The 16,736-nt window shown below is 70.0% G+C and carries 17 protein-coding genes; 6 read left to right on the top strand and 11 right to left on the bottom strand.

Annotated elements, in window-relative coordinates:
- Positions 1 to 4 precede the first annotated feature (4 nt).
- The 4 genes from AB0J64_RS02675 to AB0J64_RS02660 form a co-directional block, all read right to left on the bottom strand.
- Entirely contained in the window at positions 5 to 1,417 is a 1,413-nt protein-coding gene (locus tag AB0J64_RS02675; protein ID WP_364019491.1) for a HAMP domain-containing sensor histidine kinase, read from the bottom strand.
- Positions 1,417 to 2,109 carry a response regulator transcription factor gene (locus AB0J64_RS02670; RefSeq protein ID WP_364019488.1) on the bottom strand — a complete coding sequence of 231 codons (693 nt, stop codon included), beginning with the start codon at positions 2,107 to 2,109 and terminating at the stop codon, positions 1,417 to 1,419. Before AB0J64_RS02670 ends, AB0J64_RS02675 begins: the two co-directional genes overlap by 1 nt.
- A gap of 17 nt (positions 2,110 to 2,126) precedes the next feature.
- The gene (gene lhgO, locus AB0J64_RS02665) at positions 2,127 to 3,317 is read right to left on the bottom strand and encodes an L-2-hydroxyglutarate oxidase (protein ID WP_364019485.1); all 1,191 of its coding nucleotides are present in this window, start codon (positions 3,315 to 3,317) and stop codon (positions 2,127 to 2,129) included.
- Between the two features lie 67 nt (positions 3,318 to 3,384).
- Positions 3,385 to 3,759: a hypothetical protein gene (locus AB0J64_RS02660; RefSeq protein WP_364019482.1), complete on the bottom strand. Its 375-nt coding sequence runs from the start codon at positions 3,757 to 3,759 to the stop codon at positions 3,385 to 3,387.
- 138 nt (positions 3,760 to 3,897) lie between these two features.
- Between AB0J64_RS02660 and AB0J64_RS02655 the strand changes: the two genes are divergently transcribed.
- Positions 3,898 to 4,776 carry an alpha/beta fold hydrolase gene (locus AB0J64_RS02655; protein ID WP_364019479.1) on the top strand — a complete coding sequence of 293 codons (879 nt, stop codon included), beginning with the start codon at positions 3,898 to 3,900 and terminating at the stop codon, positions 4,774 to 4,776.
- 161 nt (positions 4,777 to 4,937) lie between these two features.
- On the top strand, positions 4,938 to 5,870 hold the full coding sequence (locus AB0J64_RS02650) for a GNAT family N-acetyltransferase (RefSeq protein ID WP_364019476.1): 933 nt from the start codon (positions 4,938 to 4,940) through the stop codon (positions 5,868 to 5,870).
- A gap of 45 nt (positions 5,871 to 5,915) precedes the next feature.
- Here the strand turns inward: AB0J64_RS02650 and AB0J64_RS02645 are convergent, their stop codons facing one another.
- The gene (locus tag AB0J64_RS02645) at positions 5,916 to 6,572 is read right to left on the bottom strand and encodes a response regulator transcription factor (RefSeq protein ID WP_364019473.1); all 657 of its coding nucleotides are present in this window, start codon (positions 6,570 to 6,572) and stop codon (positions 5,916 to 5,918) included.
- Entirely contained in the window at positions 6,569 to 7,672 is a 1,104-nt protein-coding gene (locus AB0J64_RS02640) for a histidine kinase (protein WP_364019470.1), read from the bottom strand. The genes AB0J64_RS02645 and AB0J64_RS02640 overlap by 4 nt, the downstream gene beginning before the upstream one ends.
- Before the next feature lie 131 nt (positions 7,673 to 7,803).
- Here AB0J64_RS02640 and AB0J64_RS02635 point away from each other — a divergent pair, with 131 nt between their 5' ends.
- Positions 7,804 to 9,102 carry an alpha/beta hydrolase gene (locus tag AB0J64_RS02635; RefSeq protein WP_364019467.1) on the top strand — a complete coding sequence of 433 codons (1,299 nt, stop codon included), beginning with the start codon at positions 7,804 to 7,806 and terminating at the stop codon, positions 9,100 to 9,102.
- A gap of 3 nt (positions 9,103 to 9,105) precedes the next feature.
- Here the strand turns inward: AB0J64_RS02635 and AB0J64_RS02630 are convergent, their stop codons facing one another.
- A complete protein-coding gene (locus AB0J64_RS02630; RefSeq protein ID WP_364019464.1) occupies positions 9,106 to 10,122 on the bottom strand; it encodes a hypothetical protein in 1,017 nt (338 codons plus the stop codon).
- A 76-nt stretch (positions 10,123 to 10,198) separates the two neighbouring features.
- On the opposite strand from AB0J64_RS02630, the gene AB0J64_RS02625 reads away from it, so the two are divergent.
- Both AB0J64_RS02625 and AB0J64_RS02620 read left to right on the top strand, forming a co-directional pair.
- Complete coding sequence (locus tag AB0J64_RS02625) at positions 10,199 to 10,726, top strand: SigE family RNA polymerase sigma factor (RefSeq protein WP_364019462.1); 528 nt, start codon at positions 10,199 to 10,201, stop codon at positions 10,724 to 10,726.
- Complete coding sequence (locus tag AB0J64_RS02620; protein WP_364019459.1) at positions 10,723 to 11,871, top strand: hypothetical protein; 1,149 nt, start codon at positions 10,723 to 10,725, stop codon at positions 11,869 to 11,871. The genes AB0J64_RS02625 and AB0J64_RS02620 overlap by 4 nt, the downstream gene beginning before the upstream one ends.
- Here the strand turns inward: AB0J64_RS02620 and AB0J64_RS02615 are convergent.
- Positions 11,868 to 13,136 (bottom strand): MATE family efflux transporter, encoded by a 1,269-nt coding sequence (locus tag AB0J64_RS02615; RefSeq protein ID WP_364019456.1) that lies wholly within the window; start codon positions 13,134 to 13,136, stop codon positions 11,868 to 11,870. The two genes, AB0J64_RS02620 and AB0J64_RS02615, sit on opposite strands and share 4 nt — an antisense overlap.
- Before the next feature lie 87 nt (positions 13,137 to 13,223).
- Between AB0J64_RS02615 and AB0J64_RS02610 the strand changes: the two genes are divergently transcribed.
- Positions 13,224 to 14,192, top strand: coding sequence for an aldo/keto reductase (locus AB0J64_RS02610; protein WP_364019453.1), 969 nt, complete (start codon positions 13,224 to 13,226; stop codon positions 14,190 to 14,192).
- A gap of 108 nt (positions 14,193 to 14,300) precedes the next feature.
- Here AB0J64_RS02610 and thpR read toward each other — a convergent pair whose 3' ends face one another.
- The 3 genes from thpR to AB0J64_RS02595 form a co-directional block, all read right to left on the bottom strand.
- Positions 14,301 to 14,858, bottom strand: a complete 558-nt coding sequence (thpR, locus tag AB0J64_RS02605) for an RNA 2',3'-cyclic phosphodiesterase (RefSeq protein ID WP_364019450.1) — start codon at positions 14,856 to 14,858, stop codon at positions 14,301 to 14,303.
- A gap of 83 nt (positions 14,859 to 14,941) precedes the next feature.
- Positions 14,942 to 16,171, bottom strand: a complete 1,230-nt coding sequence (locus AB0J64_RS02600) for an MFS transporter (protein WP_364019447.1) — start codon at positions 16,169 to 16,171, stop codon at positions 14,942 to 14,944.
- Between the two features lie 23 nt (positions 16,172 to 16,194).
- A complete protein-coding gene (locus AB0J64_RS02595; RefSeq protein WP_357604128.1) occupies positions 16,195 to 16,647 on the bottom strand; it encodes a MarR family transcriptional regulator in 453 nt (150 codons plus the stop codon).
- Positions 16,648 to 16,736 lie beyond the last annotated feature (89 nt).

Below are 16,736 nucleotides of genomic sequence, written 5' to 3'. Positions count from 1 at the left end.
AGGCTCACTCCAAGGCAAGTGGGAGTTCGACCCGGAAGGTGGAGCCGGCCTCCGGCGAGCTCTCCACCGTCACCGTGCCGCCGTGGGCGTGGACGAGCGCCTGCACGATGGCCAGGCCGAGCCCGCTGCCCCTGTCCTCGCCGGAACGGCGGCGCGACCTGGCGGAGTCGGCGCGGTAGAAGCGCTCGAAGACGCGCTCGACCTGCTCGGGGGTGAGCCCCGGGCCCTGGTCGACCACCTCGAGGAAGAACGTGTCCGCGCCCGCCCCGGCCCGGAGGATGATCGGCGAGCCGGGCTCGGTGTAGATGATCGCGTTGCTGACGAGGTTGCTGATGACCTGGCGCAGGCGTACCTCGTCGCCCGAGACGATCAGAGCCGCGCCGCCGACCACGTCCAGCTTGATGATCCGGTCGGGCGCGAGGATCCTCGCGTCCTGCACGGCGTCCGCGGCCAGGGCCAGCATGTCCACCGGGCGCATCTTGAGCGGCCGCTGCTGGTCCACCCTGGCCAGCAGCAGCAGGTCGTCCACCAGCAGGCTCATCCGGCCCGCGGCCTTCTCCACGCGCTGCATCAGCTCGGCGGGGTCGGCGCCGGGGTTCTGCCTGGCGTACTCGGCGAACCCGCGGATCGAGGTCAGCGGGGTGCGCAGCTCGTGCGAGGCGTCGCCGACGAACTGGCGCATGCGGTCCTCGGAGCGGCGGGCCGCCGCCTCGGACGCCGACCTCGCCGTGAAGGCGGCCTCGATCTGGGCGAGCATCCCGTTCAGCGACCTGGCCAGGCGTCCCACCTCGGTACGCGGGTCGGCGTCCGGCACCCGGCGGCCCAGCTCTCCCCCGGCGATGGCCTCGGCCGTGCGCTCGATCTGGCCGAGCGGGCGCATGCTCCGCCGCACGATGGTGATGCCCACGACGGCCAGCAGGAGCAGGATGCCGCCGCCGCCCAGCAACTCGATGAGCACGAGCCGCCTGGTGATCGCGTCGACCTCCTCCATGTCCACCGCTACCACGAGCGTGCGCCGCTGGACCAGGCTCTCCAGCACCCGCCACTCACCGTCGCCGCTGATCGCGTGGGTGGTGTACGGGTCCGAGCCCGGCGACGGCGACAGCACCGGCTTCGGCTTCACGTCCACGTCGCGGTCGGTCAGCATCGGCACGAACTGGCCGCCGGGCTCCTTGACGAGGGCGATCGCGTCGGACTCGATGAGGATCGGCCGGTCGGTGGTCTCCCTGTCATTGCGCCAGTCGCTCTTGACCTTCTTGACCATGCGGGCGCTGAGCAGGGTGAGCTGGCTGTCCACCCGATCCAGGAGATAGCCGTGCAGCACCGAGACGCTCACCAGACCGATGAAGGTCAGCCCGAACCCGAGCAGCGCCACCATCGACGCGATGAGCTTGATCCGCAGCGGCAGGCCGCGCATCAGGGGCTCGGTGGCAGGCGTAGCACGTATCCGACACCGCGCAGGGTGTGGATGAGCCGGGGACTGCGGTTGTCGATCTTCCGGCGGAGCACGGACACGTACGACTCGACGATGCCCACCTCGCCCCGGAAGTCGTAGTCCCACACGTGGTCGAGGATCTGCGGCTTGGACAGGACGCGGCCGGCGTTCGTCATGAAGTAGCGCAGCAGCTTGAACTCGGTCGGCGACAGCGCCACCGCGTTGCCCCCGCGCCACACCTCGTGGCTCTCCTCGTCCAGCTCGATGTCGGCGAACGTCAGCCGCGGCGGGGCCATCGGGAGGTCGCCGCTCGTACGGCGCAGGACCGCGTGGATCCTGGCGACGACCTCCTCCAGGCTGAACGGCTTGGTCACGTAGTCGTCGCCGCCGATCGTGAGCCCGCGGATCTTGTCCTCGGTCTCGTCACGGGCGGTGAGGAACACCACGGGCGTGTGCAGCCCGCCGCCCCGCAGCCGCCTGACGATCTCGAAGCCGTCCAGGTCCGGCAGCATCACGTCGAGCACGACGAGATCAGGGCGGTGCCGCTGGACGGCGGCGACGGCGTCGTGGCCGCTCTTGGCGGTGGTCACGTCGAAACCCGCGAACCTCAGGCTGGCGGCGAGCAGCTCGAGGATGTTCGGGTCGTCTTCGACGATCAGTAGGCGTGATTCCATCACGTTCAAGGATGCACTCATCGGACGGGTGCTGGGACAATTCCGGCAATATGCCGGGCAATTGCCAGGCTTGACGTGGCCGCGGGCGAAGGCGCATTGCGTACCAGGACGATGTTTCCGTGCACGTCGACCACGAAGTCGTCGAGCAGGCGGCCGTCCCTGGCGACGGCCTGGGCGCGGACGCCGCCGGGGGCTCGTACGAGGTCGGCGGCGGTGAGCTCGGGGACGTAGCGGCGCGCTCCGTTGAGGAAGGCTTTCTTGACGAAGGAGCCGTAGGCCTCTTTGATCCCGGTACGCCAGTGGGCCATGGCCATGCGCAATGTCCCCGGCCAGCTGAGAATTTGCCCGAAATCACGGATATTTCGCCATTGGTAGCCCTCATAGGCCAGGGCGAGCACCGCGTTCGGCCCGACGAGCACCCGGCCGTCGATCTGCCGCGTCAGATGCACCCCCAGGAACGGGTACCGCGGATCCGGCACCGGATAGATCAGCCCGCTCACCAGGTCCTTCGCCTCGCCCCTGAGCGCGTAGAACTCCCCTCTGAACGGGACAATCCGCACATCACCCGGATACCCCGCCATCTCGGCCACCTTGTCGGTCCCCAGCCCGCCGCACACCACCAGGCGGTCGAAGGCGAACTTCCGCTTCGCCGCCACCACCTCGACCTTTCCCGAACGCTCCCTGATCGCCCTGACCGGATGCGAAAGGCGTACAGAACCGCCCATCTCCGCCACATCGAGCGCGAGCCGGCGTGCGACGGCGGGGAAGTCGCAGATCGCGGTGTACGGCGAGTGGATCGCGCCGACGCCGACCGCGTGCGGCTCGATCTCGCGCAGCGCGAGCGCGTCGAGCTCGGCGATGCCGGGCACGCCGTTGGCGCGCGCCCGCTCGGCCAGCGCGCTCAGCAGCGGCCGCTCGGCCTGGTTACCGGCGACGACCAGCTTGCCGACCTCGTCGTACGGCAGCGCGTGCGCGGCGCAGTACTCCTTGAGCAGCGCCACGCCCTCGCGGCACAACCTGGCCTTGAGCGAGCCGGGCGGGTAGTAGATGCCCGCGTGCACGACGCCGCTGTTGTGCCCGGTCTGGTGGGCGCCGACGTGCGACTCCTTCTCCAGCACGGTCACCTCGGCGCCCCTGGTCCTCGCCAGCTCGCGCGCCACGGCCAGGCCGACGATGCCGGCTCCCACGACCCCGATCTTCTCCGTCACATGACGATTTTCCGCGCTAACCGGCCCTCCCCGCCATATCCGTACGAATCCGCGCCTCTTGAGCGCCTCATCGGGAGTTGCGCATGGTCGCGGTGAACATGTCGCCACGCAACGCCTGCTCCACGACGGCGATGGAGCGGGCCAGGCGGACCAGACGTGGTCCCTCCTCGCGATAGACGTCGAGCACCGCCTCGACAGCATGAGGAGGGAGCTGACCTTTGAGATCCACCGCGGCACTCCGGTATCCCGCCCGAGCCGCTTCAACCGCCGCGTTCACGTGGTGAAAAGCCATCCTGGCCAAGGCGATAGGGAAGCGTTTCAAGATTTCATAGGCCCTGTAGTCCGGGGGCACGGCATCGAGCAGCCAGGCCACGGCCGAGGTCTCCCAGTCGGGAACGCTGGGTGGACGGACCTCGGGCGGCCACTCCGGCGGCAGATACATGAGTCCATCGTACTCACGTTCGATTTCGAGTCACGAGGCCGCTCTCCGGACCTGCGGGGCATCAGCTCCCTTACGGATCTGGCGCGACCAGTAGTTCTACAGAAGGCGTCCGTAGCCGGCGACGGCATGCTTTGAGGCATGCAAAACGTGAACATCTGGAGCGAAGAGTTCGGCGCCGAGACGGATGCGCCGATCCTGTTGATCATGGGTTCGATGTCGCAGGGCATCCTGTGGCCGGACGAGTTCGTCGGCCGACTGACCGCCGGAGACCGCCGGGTGATCCGGTACGACCACCGTGACACCGGCATGTCGGGCACCGTCGACTTCGAGGCGGAGCCGTACACATGGGACGACATCAAGAACGACGTCTACCGGGTGATGGACGCCCACGGCCTGGAGAGCGCGCACCTGGTCTGCCACTCGGCGGGCGGCCTGCTCGGCCAGTTCGTCGCCGTGGAGCGGCCGGAGCGGGTGCGCTCGCTGACCGTCATCGGCTCCTCCCCGCTCGGCGGCGGCGAGGGCCAGGTGATCATGCGGGCCCTGATGGGACAGCCGCAGCCCGAGGGGAGCCTGCCGGAGCCGGCACCGGAGTTCGTGGCCTTCTACCGTACGCTGATGGCCGCCCCGCCACCGGCGGACCGGCGCGCGCGGATCGACGGCATGATCGCCGAGCAGCGCCTGCTGCACGGCACCGGGTTGCCGTTCGACGAGGACGCGGCGCGGCGCCTGCAGGAACGGATCTACGACCGGGCCCGCGACCTGTCGGCGGCGGCCAACCACCGGCTGGCCGCCATGGCCAAGCCCGACTTCGAGCCGGTGGGCGTGCTCCATCAGGTGAAGGCGCCCACACTGGTCATCGAGGGCAGCCATGAGCCGGCCAAGCCGGGCCACAGCGCGATCATCGCCGAGCAGATCCCAGGGGCGCGGCTGATGATCGTGGCGGGCATGGGGCACACACTGCCGCCGGAGGTGCACGAGGAACTGGCCGCCGCCATCCTCGCGCACACGGCCGAGTGACGCGGGTTCAGGCGCGGGTAGCCTGCGTCCGCCATCGCGCCGACGCGATCTCATCCCTCATGAAGGTGTGTGCCGCCGCCTTCCGGCCGCACGAAGGCGGGCTTCAGGGAATGACCGGACATTTGGCTCAGATGATGACAAAGGTTAGGTATTTTACTCAGATGATCTCCTACCGCCCTACCGTCGCCGCCGACCTCGACCGCGTGACCGCGTGGAGCGTGACCGAGCCCGTCGGCTGGATCCCCGCCGACCGTTACCTCGCAGATCTGGCCGAGAACATGTACCGGCCGGAATGGACGTGGATCGCCGAGGTTGACGACCAGATCGTGGGACGGGCGCTGTGGTGGGGGCCGAGGGACAGCGCGTACCCGGTCGCACTCGACTGCCTCGACGTGGACCCCGCAGTGGGTGAGCGCACGGCCATCGCCGCCGAGCTGATCAGGGCCGCGCTGACCGGATTCCCGCAGCCGGTGCAGTACGCGATCAAGGCGGCCGGCGGCCGGCGCGACGATCCGCTCACCTCGGCGGCCGTGGAATGGCGGCGGGCGGCAGCACACGCGGCCGGCCTCACCCGGGAGGTGGAGCGGCTGCAGTTCGAGTGGACACCCGCCGACGGGGTGCCCCCGGCGACCGGCGTGCTGCGGTTCGCCGAGGCGTCCGACGAGGAGTTCCTGACGGTGTTCACGAGAATCGCCGAGGGCAGCCTGGACGCCCAGACCCGCGCGAACCTGGCGGCCAAGGGCGTGGACGCGACCGCCCGCGAAGAGATGGACTTCTATCTCAGGGCGCCGGGCAAGCGGGAGTGGTGGCGGATCGCCTATACGCACGAGGGCGAGGTGGCGGGAATGGCGATCCCCTCCGCGACGCCGTACAGCGTGAACGTGGGGTACCTCGGGGTGGTCCCGGAGTTCCGGGGGCGCGGCTACGTGGACGAGATACTCGGCGAGATCACCCGCATGCACGCGGCCAACGGAGAGCTACGCATCACCGCCACCACCGACGTGAGCAACGCGCCGATGGCGGCCGCGTTCGGGCGCGCCGGATACCGCAACACGGAGATCCGGATCAACCTCTCCAACGACCTCCGGCCCTAGCCCGTCCGCTGCCGGGAGCGCAACATTGCCGCCTTCAGACAACGCTCACCCTCCGGGCTGGATGAGGCCCGTCTCATAGGCGGCGATGACGGCCTGGATCCGGTCGCGGAGGCCGAGCTTGGTCAGCACGTTGCTGACGTGCGTCTTCACCGTGTGCTCGCTGACCACCAGCTCCGCCGCGATCTCAGGGTTCGACAGGCCACGGCCGAGCAGGGTGAGGGTCTCGCGCTCGCGCCCTGTCAGTCTGCTCAGGTCCGCAGGGGGCGGCCCGGGGCGGGCTCGCTTGCGGACGATGTCGTCGATCAGCCGGCGCGCGACCGCGGGCGCGAGCAGGGCCTCGCCGCCGACGGCGACCCGTATCGCGTGAACGAGGTCGTCGGCGCGCACGTCCTTGAGGAGGAAGCCGCTCGCCCCGGCCTGGAGCGCGTCGTAGACATAGTCGTCCTGGTCGAACGTGGTCAGCATGATGACCTTCGTGGTCGTCTCCGCGCACACGACCCTGGCGGCCTCGATGCCGTCCATGCCGGGCATGCGGATGTCCAGCAGGGCCACGTCGGGGGCGTGGCGGCGGACCGCCTCGACCGCCTGCCGCCCGTCGCCGGCCTCGGCGACGACCCGCATGTCCGGCTGGGAGTCCACGATCAGCGCGAACCCGCTCCTGACCAGCTCCTGGTCGTCCGCCACCACCACGCTGACGGTCACGCCGGCTCCCCGACGGGCAGCCTGACGACGACCTCGAACCCGGTGGAGCCCGCGCCGTACGTGACGGCGCCGCCGCAGGCCGCCGCCCGCTCGCGCATGCCCACCAGGCCGTGGCCGCCGCCCCCGGGTGCCGGCCCGCGGCCGTCGTCGGAGATCGTGATCATCAGTTCGTCGTCCTTCCAGTCGAGCCTGACCTCGCCGGTCGCGGCCTGGGCGTGCTTGACCATGTTCGTGAGCGCTTCCTGGACGATGCGGTACGCCGCCACCTCGGCATCCGCGGGCAGGGCGGCCGGGGTGCCCGCAACCGCCAGCCGTACGGCGGGGCCCGTCTCGGAGACCCGGGCGACCAGGTCCGGGAGACCGCCCAGGGTGGGCTGCGGGGCACGCGCGGAGTCGGCGTCCCTGAGCAGGTTGAGCATGCGGCGGAGCTGGCCCTGCGCCTCCCGGCCCGTGTCGGCTATCGCCCTGAACGCCCGCTCTGCCCGCTCCGGCGCGTTGCGCACGGCGTACGGCCCGGCCTCGGCCTGGACGATCATGACGCTGATGCCGTGGGCCAGGATGTCGTGCATGTCGCGGGCGATCCTGGCCCGCTCCCGCTCGGCGGCCCGCTCCTCCACCAGGGCCGCGTACTCCCTGTGCTGCACCACGGCGCGGCCCATGACGTAAGCGGCCGCGGCGGTCAGCGCGCTGCGTACGAAGGTCGCGGGCGAGACCGTGAATCCGGGGGCCAGGCTGAGCAGGATCGCCAACGCCCGCTGCCAGCCAGGACAGAGCTCGGCGACCGTGTAGAGACCGGCCAACCAGCCGTACGGGATGGGCTGGGGCGGGATGTCGGGATCCTTGAGCGAGTAGACCGCCGAGGCGGCCGCCACCACGACGAACACCGTCATCGGGAAGCGGCGGCGCAGCAGCAGCGGCAGCGAGCTGGCGAGCACCGGCCAGTATTCGGCCAGGGCCCACGGTTCTGGGCCGGACATCCTCCGCGTGAACAGGAACGGTACGGTCTGGCCGATCAGCACGGCCAGCGCGATGGCGAAGTCGACGCCGGCCGGTGGGATCGCGCGCAGGCGCTCCCTGAGTTTCTTCAGCAGATCGGGCACAAGGGACAAGTATCCCCCGCATCTCCCTCACGTGAGGGAGGGGCCAGATCGCCTGCGTCGGCGATGCCCCCAAAGGCCGATTTTTCGAGACTTATCGGTGTTCGCAGCACTTCGTAGACGGAGAAACACCGATGAAGCTCGTGGCCGCCGCTCTCCTGGCAGCATCCCTCCACTCCCCAGCCGGCCAGGACGTGTCGCTGAAGACCACCGACGTCACCTTCACGACCACGGACGGACAGCGGCTGGGCGGCGAGATCTTCCGACCCGCGCACGCGACCGGCAAGCTGCCAGGTCTCCTCCTCGTGCACGGCTCGGGCGCCGGCAACAGCTGGCGGGAGCTGCGGGCCGAGGCCGAGGCCTTCGCCGAGCAGGGCATGGTGGTGCTGGCCCCCGACAAGCGGGCCACCGGCTACTCCAAGACACACCGCGACTACTCGCAACTGGCCGACGACGCGCTGGCGGCGCTGGCCGTGCTCAAGCGGCAGCCCGGCGTGGGGCCCACGGGGGTGTGGGGGCTCAGCGAGGGCGGCTGGGTGGCGCCGATCGCGGCCGTCCGATCGAAGGACGTGAAGTTCCTGGTCACTGTGGGCGGCCCCGGTCTCGCTCCGCTGCGCACCCAGTCCTGGAACGCGATGAACAAGCTCGACCGTGCCGGCGTGCGCGGATCGCTGCGCAGGGCGTACGCCGGCTCGCTGCACCGGCTCGCGGCCGACGCCGGGCTCTTCCCCGAGGCGTACTACGACCCGGCGGTCACGCTCGGCAAGCTCACGCAGCCGGTGCTCGCCATGTGGGGCGCCGCCGACAACCAGGTGATGCCTGCCGAGAGCGCCCAGCGGTTCCGCGCGAACGTGCACAGCAGCCTGACCGTGAAGTTCTTCCCGGGCGCTCCCCACGCGCTGCACGTGAACGAGAGCACCCTCACCCCCGGGTACGCCGAGGCGGTGGGCTCGTGGGTGAAGGGCGTGGCCGCGGGAGACGTCCCGCCCTCCAGCGCGGAGCCGTACCCCGCGCAGGAGCCCCGCAGCATCGACACCCCGCCGTCGGCCTGGTGGGAGTCGTGGCAACTGATGATCGGCGCCATGGCGCTGATGCTGCTGGCCTTCCTGGCCTACGCCGTGCGCCGCCTGGGCGCCGGCTCCTGGGCCGCCCGCGTCCTGGCCGTGTCGGGTGCCCTGTCGATCGTCGTCATGGCGTACACGCTGACGAGCCTGCTCATGACGTCCAACGGCTACGGCGTCACGACAGGCCCGATGCTGCTCGGCCGTCCCGTCACCTGGCTGGCCGCCCAGCTGTTCGCGGCCGTCGCCACTGTCGCCGCGATCACCTGTCTCACCCGGTGGCGTACGGCCTCGCTCAGGGTGCGCATGGTCGCGGTCGCGGGCACCCTGTTCATCCCCTGGGCCCTGTACTGGGGGCTGCTCATCCCGTGACCGTCATCGGGTGCGGCGGGCGATGAAGGTGATGGTGCCCAGGGCAGCGACGGCGGCGGCGAGCCAGATCAGGATGTTCTTGGCCGTTAAGCCGGTCCCTGCCGCACGTGCCTGGCCGGTGCTCGCGGCCGCATGGGTGGCAGGAGTCCGGGTCTTCGTGGGAGTGGGCGCGGGGGTGGCTGCCGTGCCGGCCGGGAGGGGGACGCGGTAGACCGGGCTGCGGGGCCCCTCCGACCCCGTGAGGAGGGCCTTGCCGTCGGCCGTGTACGCGATCGACTCCGCCTGCTTCAGCTCCGGCATCGACACCCTGGTGATCGTCTTCCCCGAGGGCTCGTAGAGGGTGGCGGAGAAGTACGTGCGGATGACGTACGAGGAGCCGTCGGGAGCGTAGGCGGCGTCCGTGGCCATGAGAGGCGCGGAGGCCACCTTGCGCAGGACGTTCGTCCTGTCGGTACGGAGCTTCTTCGGCGCGGCGTAGACCGACCCCGCGAACTCCTTGGACACCACGTAGAGCCGGCCCGTCCGAGGGTTGATCATGATGCCCTCGGCGTTGCGTCCGCCGTCGGCGTAGCGGAAGCGGTAGCGGGTCGCGGGCAGCGTGGCGTCCTGGAGGGTCTGCGGCTCCATCACCCGGTAGACGGAGACGTCCGGCCACGCCCCGTCGAGGTTGTCGCCGATGTCGGCGAACCAGAGCACGCCCTGCCCCGTCGCCGGGTCCTTGGTCGCGGCCATGGCCTCCCAGTCCCTGGCCTGGGCGCCCCGTACCTGGAAGGTGGCCTTCGTCCGGCCCTTGCCGTCCACGGCGTAGAAGGTGGGGGCGGCGGAGCTGTCATTGTGCGTGTAGTAGACGCCCTCGTGGGTCGGCGAGACGGCCAGGCCGCTCGACTCCGTGATCCGGCGGTCCTTGAAGGTGAACAGCTGCTCGCCCCCGTCGTCCGCCGCCGCCTGGGCGGGAACGGCCAGCAGCACGCAGGCGGCCGCCACCGCAGCCCCCATCGCCCGACAAACGACATCCCCCACGCGGACATCATGCCCCACGTGCCGCCTTCCAACGCCGCCGCTCCCGCGCGCGTTGATAGCGGGTGAGAGGAGACGCATGGACCCATATGAGGGCTTCAGGGAGTTCGTCCGGGGGCGTCAGCACGCACTGATGCGTACCGCGTACCTGCTCACTGGCGACGCCCCGCAGGCCGAGGACCTGCTGCAGACCGTTCTGATGCGTACCGCCAGGCACTGGAGGAAGCTGGCGCGCGACGGCAATCCGGAGGCGTACGTACGCAGGGCGCTCGTCAACGAGCACATCTCCTGGCGGCGGCGCAGGCGGGCCACGGAAACGCTCACCGCGCACCCGCCGGAGACCGCGCCCGGGGCCGACCCCGGGGACGAGAGCCTGCACCGCATGGCGCTGCAGCGGGCCCTCATGCGCCTGACGCCACGGCAGCGGGCCGTACTGGTGCTGCGCTACTACGAGGACCGCAGCATCGACGAGACCGCCGACCTGCTCGGCTGCTCGCCCGGCACGGTCAAGAGCCAGACCAACCACGCGCTCGGCCGTTTACGCGCCCTTTCACCCGAGCTGGCCGAGCTGCTCCACGACGTCGATCCCGAGGAGGTCCACCGATGACCCGGTTCCGTGACGAACTCCAGCTGATCGCCGCCCAGGCGCCCGAGGTCGACCTGGCCGAGCGGGCCGTGCGGGGGGCGCGCAGGAGGAAAGCGGCGACGTTCGGCTCGGCGGTGGCATCTCTGGTCGCGACGGCGCTCACGGCCACCGTCCTGATCATCGCCCCGGGCGACGCCACAATGAGTGGCAAGATCGCGGACGTGCTGCCCGCCTCCGGCGTGGACCCGGCCGCGTACGCGTACTACGACTTCTGCGGCCGGCGGTGGGACCCCCGGAAGAATACCCGGACCTTCGGCCAGGAATGCGCCCAGTGGCGGCTTGTGACCAGCACCGGCGGGAGCTTCCGGATGCCCGAGGCGCTCAGCGTCTACACCGAGCAGACCCCCGACAATTACATGAACACCGGCGGCCCCCTGACGATCTCCTCGGACGGGAAGCGGGTGGCGTACTACAGCGAGAAGGACCAGAAGTTCGCGGTCCGGGACCTGGCCGACGGCCGAATCTGGCTCACCCCGCAGACTGTCACACGGGAGACGATGGTGAAGAACGGGATGGTGCTGGTGCTCTCCCCCGACGGGCGTTTCCTCGGGCTGGCGGGCCGGACGAACTCCGTGGTGGACATGGAGACGGGCCAGGTGACCGAGATCCCCGAGGGATGGCACGTGCGGCGGATCGGCAACGGCGGGAGCCCGGTCGTGGTCAGCGATGATGAGGACCGGCTGGGGCTGTTCGACGGCGGGAAGGTGACGCCGTCGAACAAGTCCGCGCAGGAGGTCAGCGAACTGTCCGCGGACGGGCGCACGCTGGCCTACCTCGACGGCGAGGAGATCAAGGACAACGTCGTGACCCGTGGCGTCGACGCGATCGTCACACTCGACGCCACCACCGGCAAGGTCCTGTCCAAGGCCAAGTTCACCGACGTCCCCAAGGACCTCCGTTTCCCGCGGATCGGCGGCTGGCAGAGCCCGACGGAAGTGGTGATCAGCTACATCCGGAAAGACAGCTCCTGGGTGCGCGACAAGGGCGGCGTGCCCACGCAGGGTGAGGTCACGTACGCGCTCGACGTCAACACGGGCCGGGTCCGCAAGCTCGCCGAGTACACGTACAAGGCATGGGCGGGCGACCTCTCCCTCCCGGGGTTCTAGCCGACGAGGACCCGCCCCAGCTTGGCGCTGTGGCGGTGGAAGCCGGTGCCCTGGAGCACCACCAGGAGCCCGTTGGCCACCGCCATGGCCACCCACAGGCCCGTGATCCCCCAGGTCCTGGCCACGGGTACGGCGGCCACGACCAGCAGCCCGTACCCGACGGCGAAATTGCCCAGGCTCGACGAGGACCGCTTGAGCGCGGTGAGTCCGAAGCCCTGCACCGCCTGGGCCCCGTCGAGCATCGACGACAGCAGCATCAGCGGCAGCAGCGAGAGCACGCGCTCGCGCACCGCGGCGTCATCGCTGAACAGCACCAGCAGCCGATCCCCGAACCCGAGCAGCAGCCCGGCGCCGACCAGCGTCCCGGTCACGGCGAGCAGGGCCGCGGTCCGGCTGACCCGCCGTACCTGCGCGGTGTCGGAGGCGCGGGCCATGTCCGGCACGGCCGCCTGGGCGATGGAGAGCGAGGCCAGCATGATGAAGCCGGTGAGCGTGGTCAGCACCGCATGGGCGGCGGTGTCGCGCGTGCTCGTGGTGCTCGCGGCGAAGGTGACGACCCCGAGCACGCCGAACTTGATCAGCACGGTCCCGGCCAGCGGGATGCTGACCTTCGCCAGGCGGACGATCTCGGCAACCCTGGGCCTGGCCTGCCCGACGGGCCGCCCGAGCGCGCGCCGCACGTTGTAGGTGGCCGTGGCGGCCGCCGCCGTACCGGAGATCACCCAGGCCAGGCCCACCCCGGTCAGCCCCAGCGACGGCACCAGGGCGACGGTGAGCACGCTGAGCACCCCGCCGGAGACCAGGGTCGGCCAGAGCACGTTACGGCTCCGCCCGAGGGCGATCAGGATGGTGCTCGCTCCGCCGGTGGAGGCGAAGACGAGGAGATACACCGCCAGCAGGTACGGCAGCAGGCCCATCTCGGCCACCACCTCGGCGGGCACCCCGGTGGACCTGGCGAGCAGTGGCACGCAGATCACCGCGAGAGCGCCGAGCAGGCCGGTGGCCAGGCTGAGCCAGCGCGCGTCCCGCACGATCGGCACGGCCGCCCCCGGGTCGTCCCGGTAAGGGGCGATGAACGGCCCGAGCCCGCGCAGCGCGCCCTGGACCGCGGCCGTGGCGGGATTGAGCACGGCGGTCACGACCGCGAACGCGGCGAGGGTGACGGTGTCATGCTTGCCCAGAACCGAGGTGACCACCAGCGACCCGACCATGCTCGCGATCATCGCGAGGAAGAGCGGCACGGCGGTGCGGAGTAAAGCGATCATGAAGCGCGGATTTCCCTCAGCGCTCCATTCGAGATCATGGACCTAGTGTATGGCCTGGAGTGCGCTCCAGGTCCTTAGGGTTGAGTCATGGACTATGTCAATCTCGGACGCAGTGGACTCCAGGTGAGCCCACTCTGCCTCGGCACCATGAACTTCGGCCCGCAGACCACGGAGGAGGACTCCTTCGCGATCATGGACAGGGCCCTCGATCTGGGGATCAACTTCTTCGACACGGCCAACGTCTACGGCTGGAAGCTGGGCGAGGGCATCACGGAGCAGATCATCGGCCGGTGGTTCGCGCAGGGCGGCGGGCGCCGGGAGAAGACCGTCATCGCGACCAAGCTCAACGGCAAGATGAGCGACTGGCCCAACGACCAGAAGCTCTCCGCGCTCAACATCCGCAAGGCCTGCGACGCCTCGCTCAAGCGCCTGCAGACCGACTACATCGACATCTACCAGGCGCACCACGTCGACCGGGACACCCCGTTCGAGGAGTTCTGGGAGGCGATGGAGATCCTGCGCCAGCAGGGCAAGATCGTCTACGTCGGCTCGTCGAACTTCGCCGGCTGGCACATCTCCAAGGCCCAGGAGACGGCGGCCAGGCGCAACTTCAACGGCCTCATCAGCGAGCAGTCCCACTACAACCTGCTCACCCGCACGGTCGAGCTGGAGGTGCTGCCCGCCTGCGAGGACTACGGCCTCGGCGTGATCCCGTGGAGCCCGCTGGCCGGCGGCCTGCTCGGCGGCGTGCTCCGCAAGATGGACAAGGGCCGCTCGGCCGCCGACCACATGGTCAAGCAGCTCGAGAAGCACCGCGACAAGATCGAGCAGTACGAGAAGCTCTGCGACGAGCTGGGCGAGGAGCCGGCGTACGTGGCCCTGGCCTGGCTGCTCAAGCAGCGGGCGGTCACCGCGCCGATCATCGGCCCGCGCACCCTGGAGCAGCTCGAGGGCAGCCTGCGCACCCTGGAGATCGACCTCGACGAGGCCACCCTGGCCCGGCTCGACGAGATCTTCCCAGGCCACAGGACGGCCCCTGAGGACTACGCCTGGTAAATCAGGCCTGGTAATTACGTCAGCAGCGCGCCGAGCACGACGATGAGCAGCAGCAGGCCGAGCACGACGGGCAGCAGCCATGGGCGAGGACGATCCACGCCCTGGAGCCTAGCTCCGCTCGGCGGGTGCCAGCGCCCATTCGGCGAGTGACTCGTACCTCACCTGGGGCCCGGTGTGACTGCGGACGAGACGGACCTGCTCCGCCCGCCACGGCGAGCCGCTGAACCCGGAGAGCGACTCCACCAGCGGGCGGAGGTCCGTCTCGGTCTTGGCTCGGGCGAGCGTGAGGTGCGGGTGAAACCGCTTCTCATCGGTCTGTACGGCTCCCGCCCGCCGCGCCCCCGCCTTGACCGAGTCGGCCAGCCTGGTCATGGAGTCGCCGGTGACGCCGACCCAGAAGACCCTGGCCCGGCGTACGGACGAGAAGGCCCCGAAGCCCTCGAAGGCCAGGTCGAGCGCGCTGTAGCGGCGCACGGCGCGGGCCAGGCGCACCTCCAGCTCAGGCAGGACGTGCTCGGGCACCTCGCCGAAGAAGCCCAGCGTGATGTGCCAGGTGGCCCGGTCGGGCCAGCGCAGGCCCGGCACCTGCCCGACGTGCGGGGCGATGGCGTGCGAGATCTCGTCCAGCACCTTGTCGGGTGGCACCAGCGCGGCGAAGAGCCTCATACCACCCGATTGTCCCACCCCGGGGCCGAGGGAGCTCAGGACTCGGACGGCTCAGAGCTCGGACGGCTCAGGGCTCGGACAGCTCAGGCGACGGCGAGTGTCGGGGCCGGCTGGGCGACCCGGGCGCTGATCAGTCGCGTCATCAGCACCGCGAGCCCGGTGCCGACCAGGACCAGTACGCCGGACAGGATCACGCCCGTCCGCGGACCGCCCAGCTCGGACAGCCACCCGATCAGCGGCGCGCCCAGAGGAGCCCCACCGGTGAACACGAGCATGTAGATCCCCATGACGCGCCCCCGCATGTCCGGCGACGTGGCGATCTGGACGCTGGCGTTCGCGGCCGTGTTGATGGTGATCAGCGCGATCCCGGTCGGGATCAGCAGCAGCAGGTAGACGGGGTAGAACGGGGCCAGCCCGGTGGCGATCTGGAAGAGCCCGAACCCGAGCGCCCCCGCCATCAGCACCTTCCGCGACAGCCGCGCCCGCCGAGCCGCGAGCAGCGCTCCGCCGAGCGCACCCACCGCGAACATGCTGGAGGCCAGTCCGAACGAGGACGCTCCCGCGCCGAACTCCTGGCGGGCCATCAGCGCGATCGACATCGAGAACGACTGCGAGAACATCGACACGAACCCGATCAGCAGCACCGGCATGAGCAGCTCTTCGCGCTGGATCACGTAGCGGAGCCCCTCACGGAGCTGGCCCTTGGCCCGGGGCACGGGCGCGGCGGGGTTCAGCTCGGACTTCCGCATGAAGATCAGGCTCGAGATCACCGCGCCGAACGTCAGCGCGTTGATCAGGAAGATGGGCCCCGTACCGCCGAGCACGTAGATCAGCACACCGGCGAGTGCCGGGCCGACCACGCGGGCGAGGTTGAAGATCGAGCTGTTCAGTGCGATCGCGTTGGGCAGGTCCTGCCGGCCGACCATCTCGACCACGAACGCCTGCCGCGTCGGAACCTCGACGCAGGAGATCATGCCGAGCAGGAACGCCATCACGTACACGTGCCAGACCTGGGCGGCGCCCGTCATGGTCAGCACGCCGATGGTGAGGGCCAGCGTGGCCATCAGCGACTGGGCGGCGATGAGGATGGGCCGCTTGGTGTAGCGGTCGGCGAGCACGCCGCCGAACATCCCGAACAGCAGCATCGGCAGGAACTGCAGCGCCGTCGCCGTGCCGAGCGCGGCCGCGCTGCCGTGGGTCAGGTCGAGCACCAGCCAGTCCTGGGCGGTGCGCTGCAGCCAGGTGCCGACGTTGGAGACGATGCCCCCGGCTGCGAACATGCGGTAGTTACGAACCTTGAGAGACCGGAACATCCCGGTCTTGGGTTCTTCAGGCTCTATATCCTGCTGAGCTTCTCCAGGATCGGCGCCGCCTGCCTGAGGATCGTCCGCTCCTCCGGCGTGAGCTCCTTCAGTCGCTGCGTCAGCCACGCCTCCTTGCGGCGTCGCTCCTCCTTCAGCAGCTTCTGGGCGGCCTCGGTCACGCTCACGGTCACCTGTCGCCGGTCGCTCGGATGCGGGGAGCGCGACACCAGACCGCGCTCCTCGAGCGCGGCGATCACGCGGGTCATCGAGGGCGGCTGTACCTTCTCGAGCTCGGCCAATTCGCCGGGGGTTATCCCGGAATGCCGTTCCACTGCGGCGAGCGTCGCGAACTGTGTGGGAGTCAGCGAGTGGGCTGCCGCCTGTCGTCGTAGGCGCCTGGTCAGCCTTGCCAAGGAGACGCGCAGGGCTGAAGCCAGGCCTGCGTCGCTGCGCAGGTCTGTCTTGTGCTGGGTGTTGGTTAGCATGTGTCATTACCTTTGCTAACTATACGGCATCTCAAGATATTTCCCCAATCAGGTGTCCGGGGCCCTGCCTTCTTGGTACCTCGAAGCCG

Origin of the sequence: Nonomuraea sp. NPDC049695, from assembly GCF_040674955.1 — a bacterium.
Classification (GTDB): Bacteria; Actinomycetota; Actinomycetes; order Streptosporangiales; family Streptosporangiaceae; genus Nonomuraea; species Nonomuraea helvata.
Note: the sequence above shows the minus strand (reverse complement) of the source record. Positions and strands in the feature narration are given on the sequence as shown.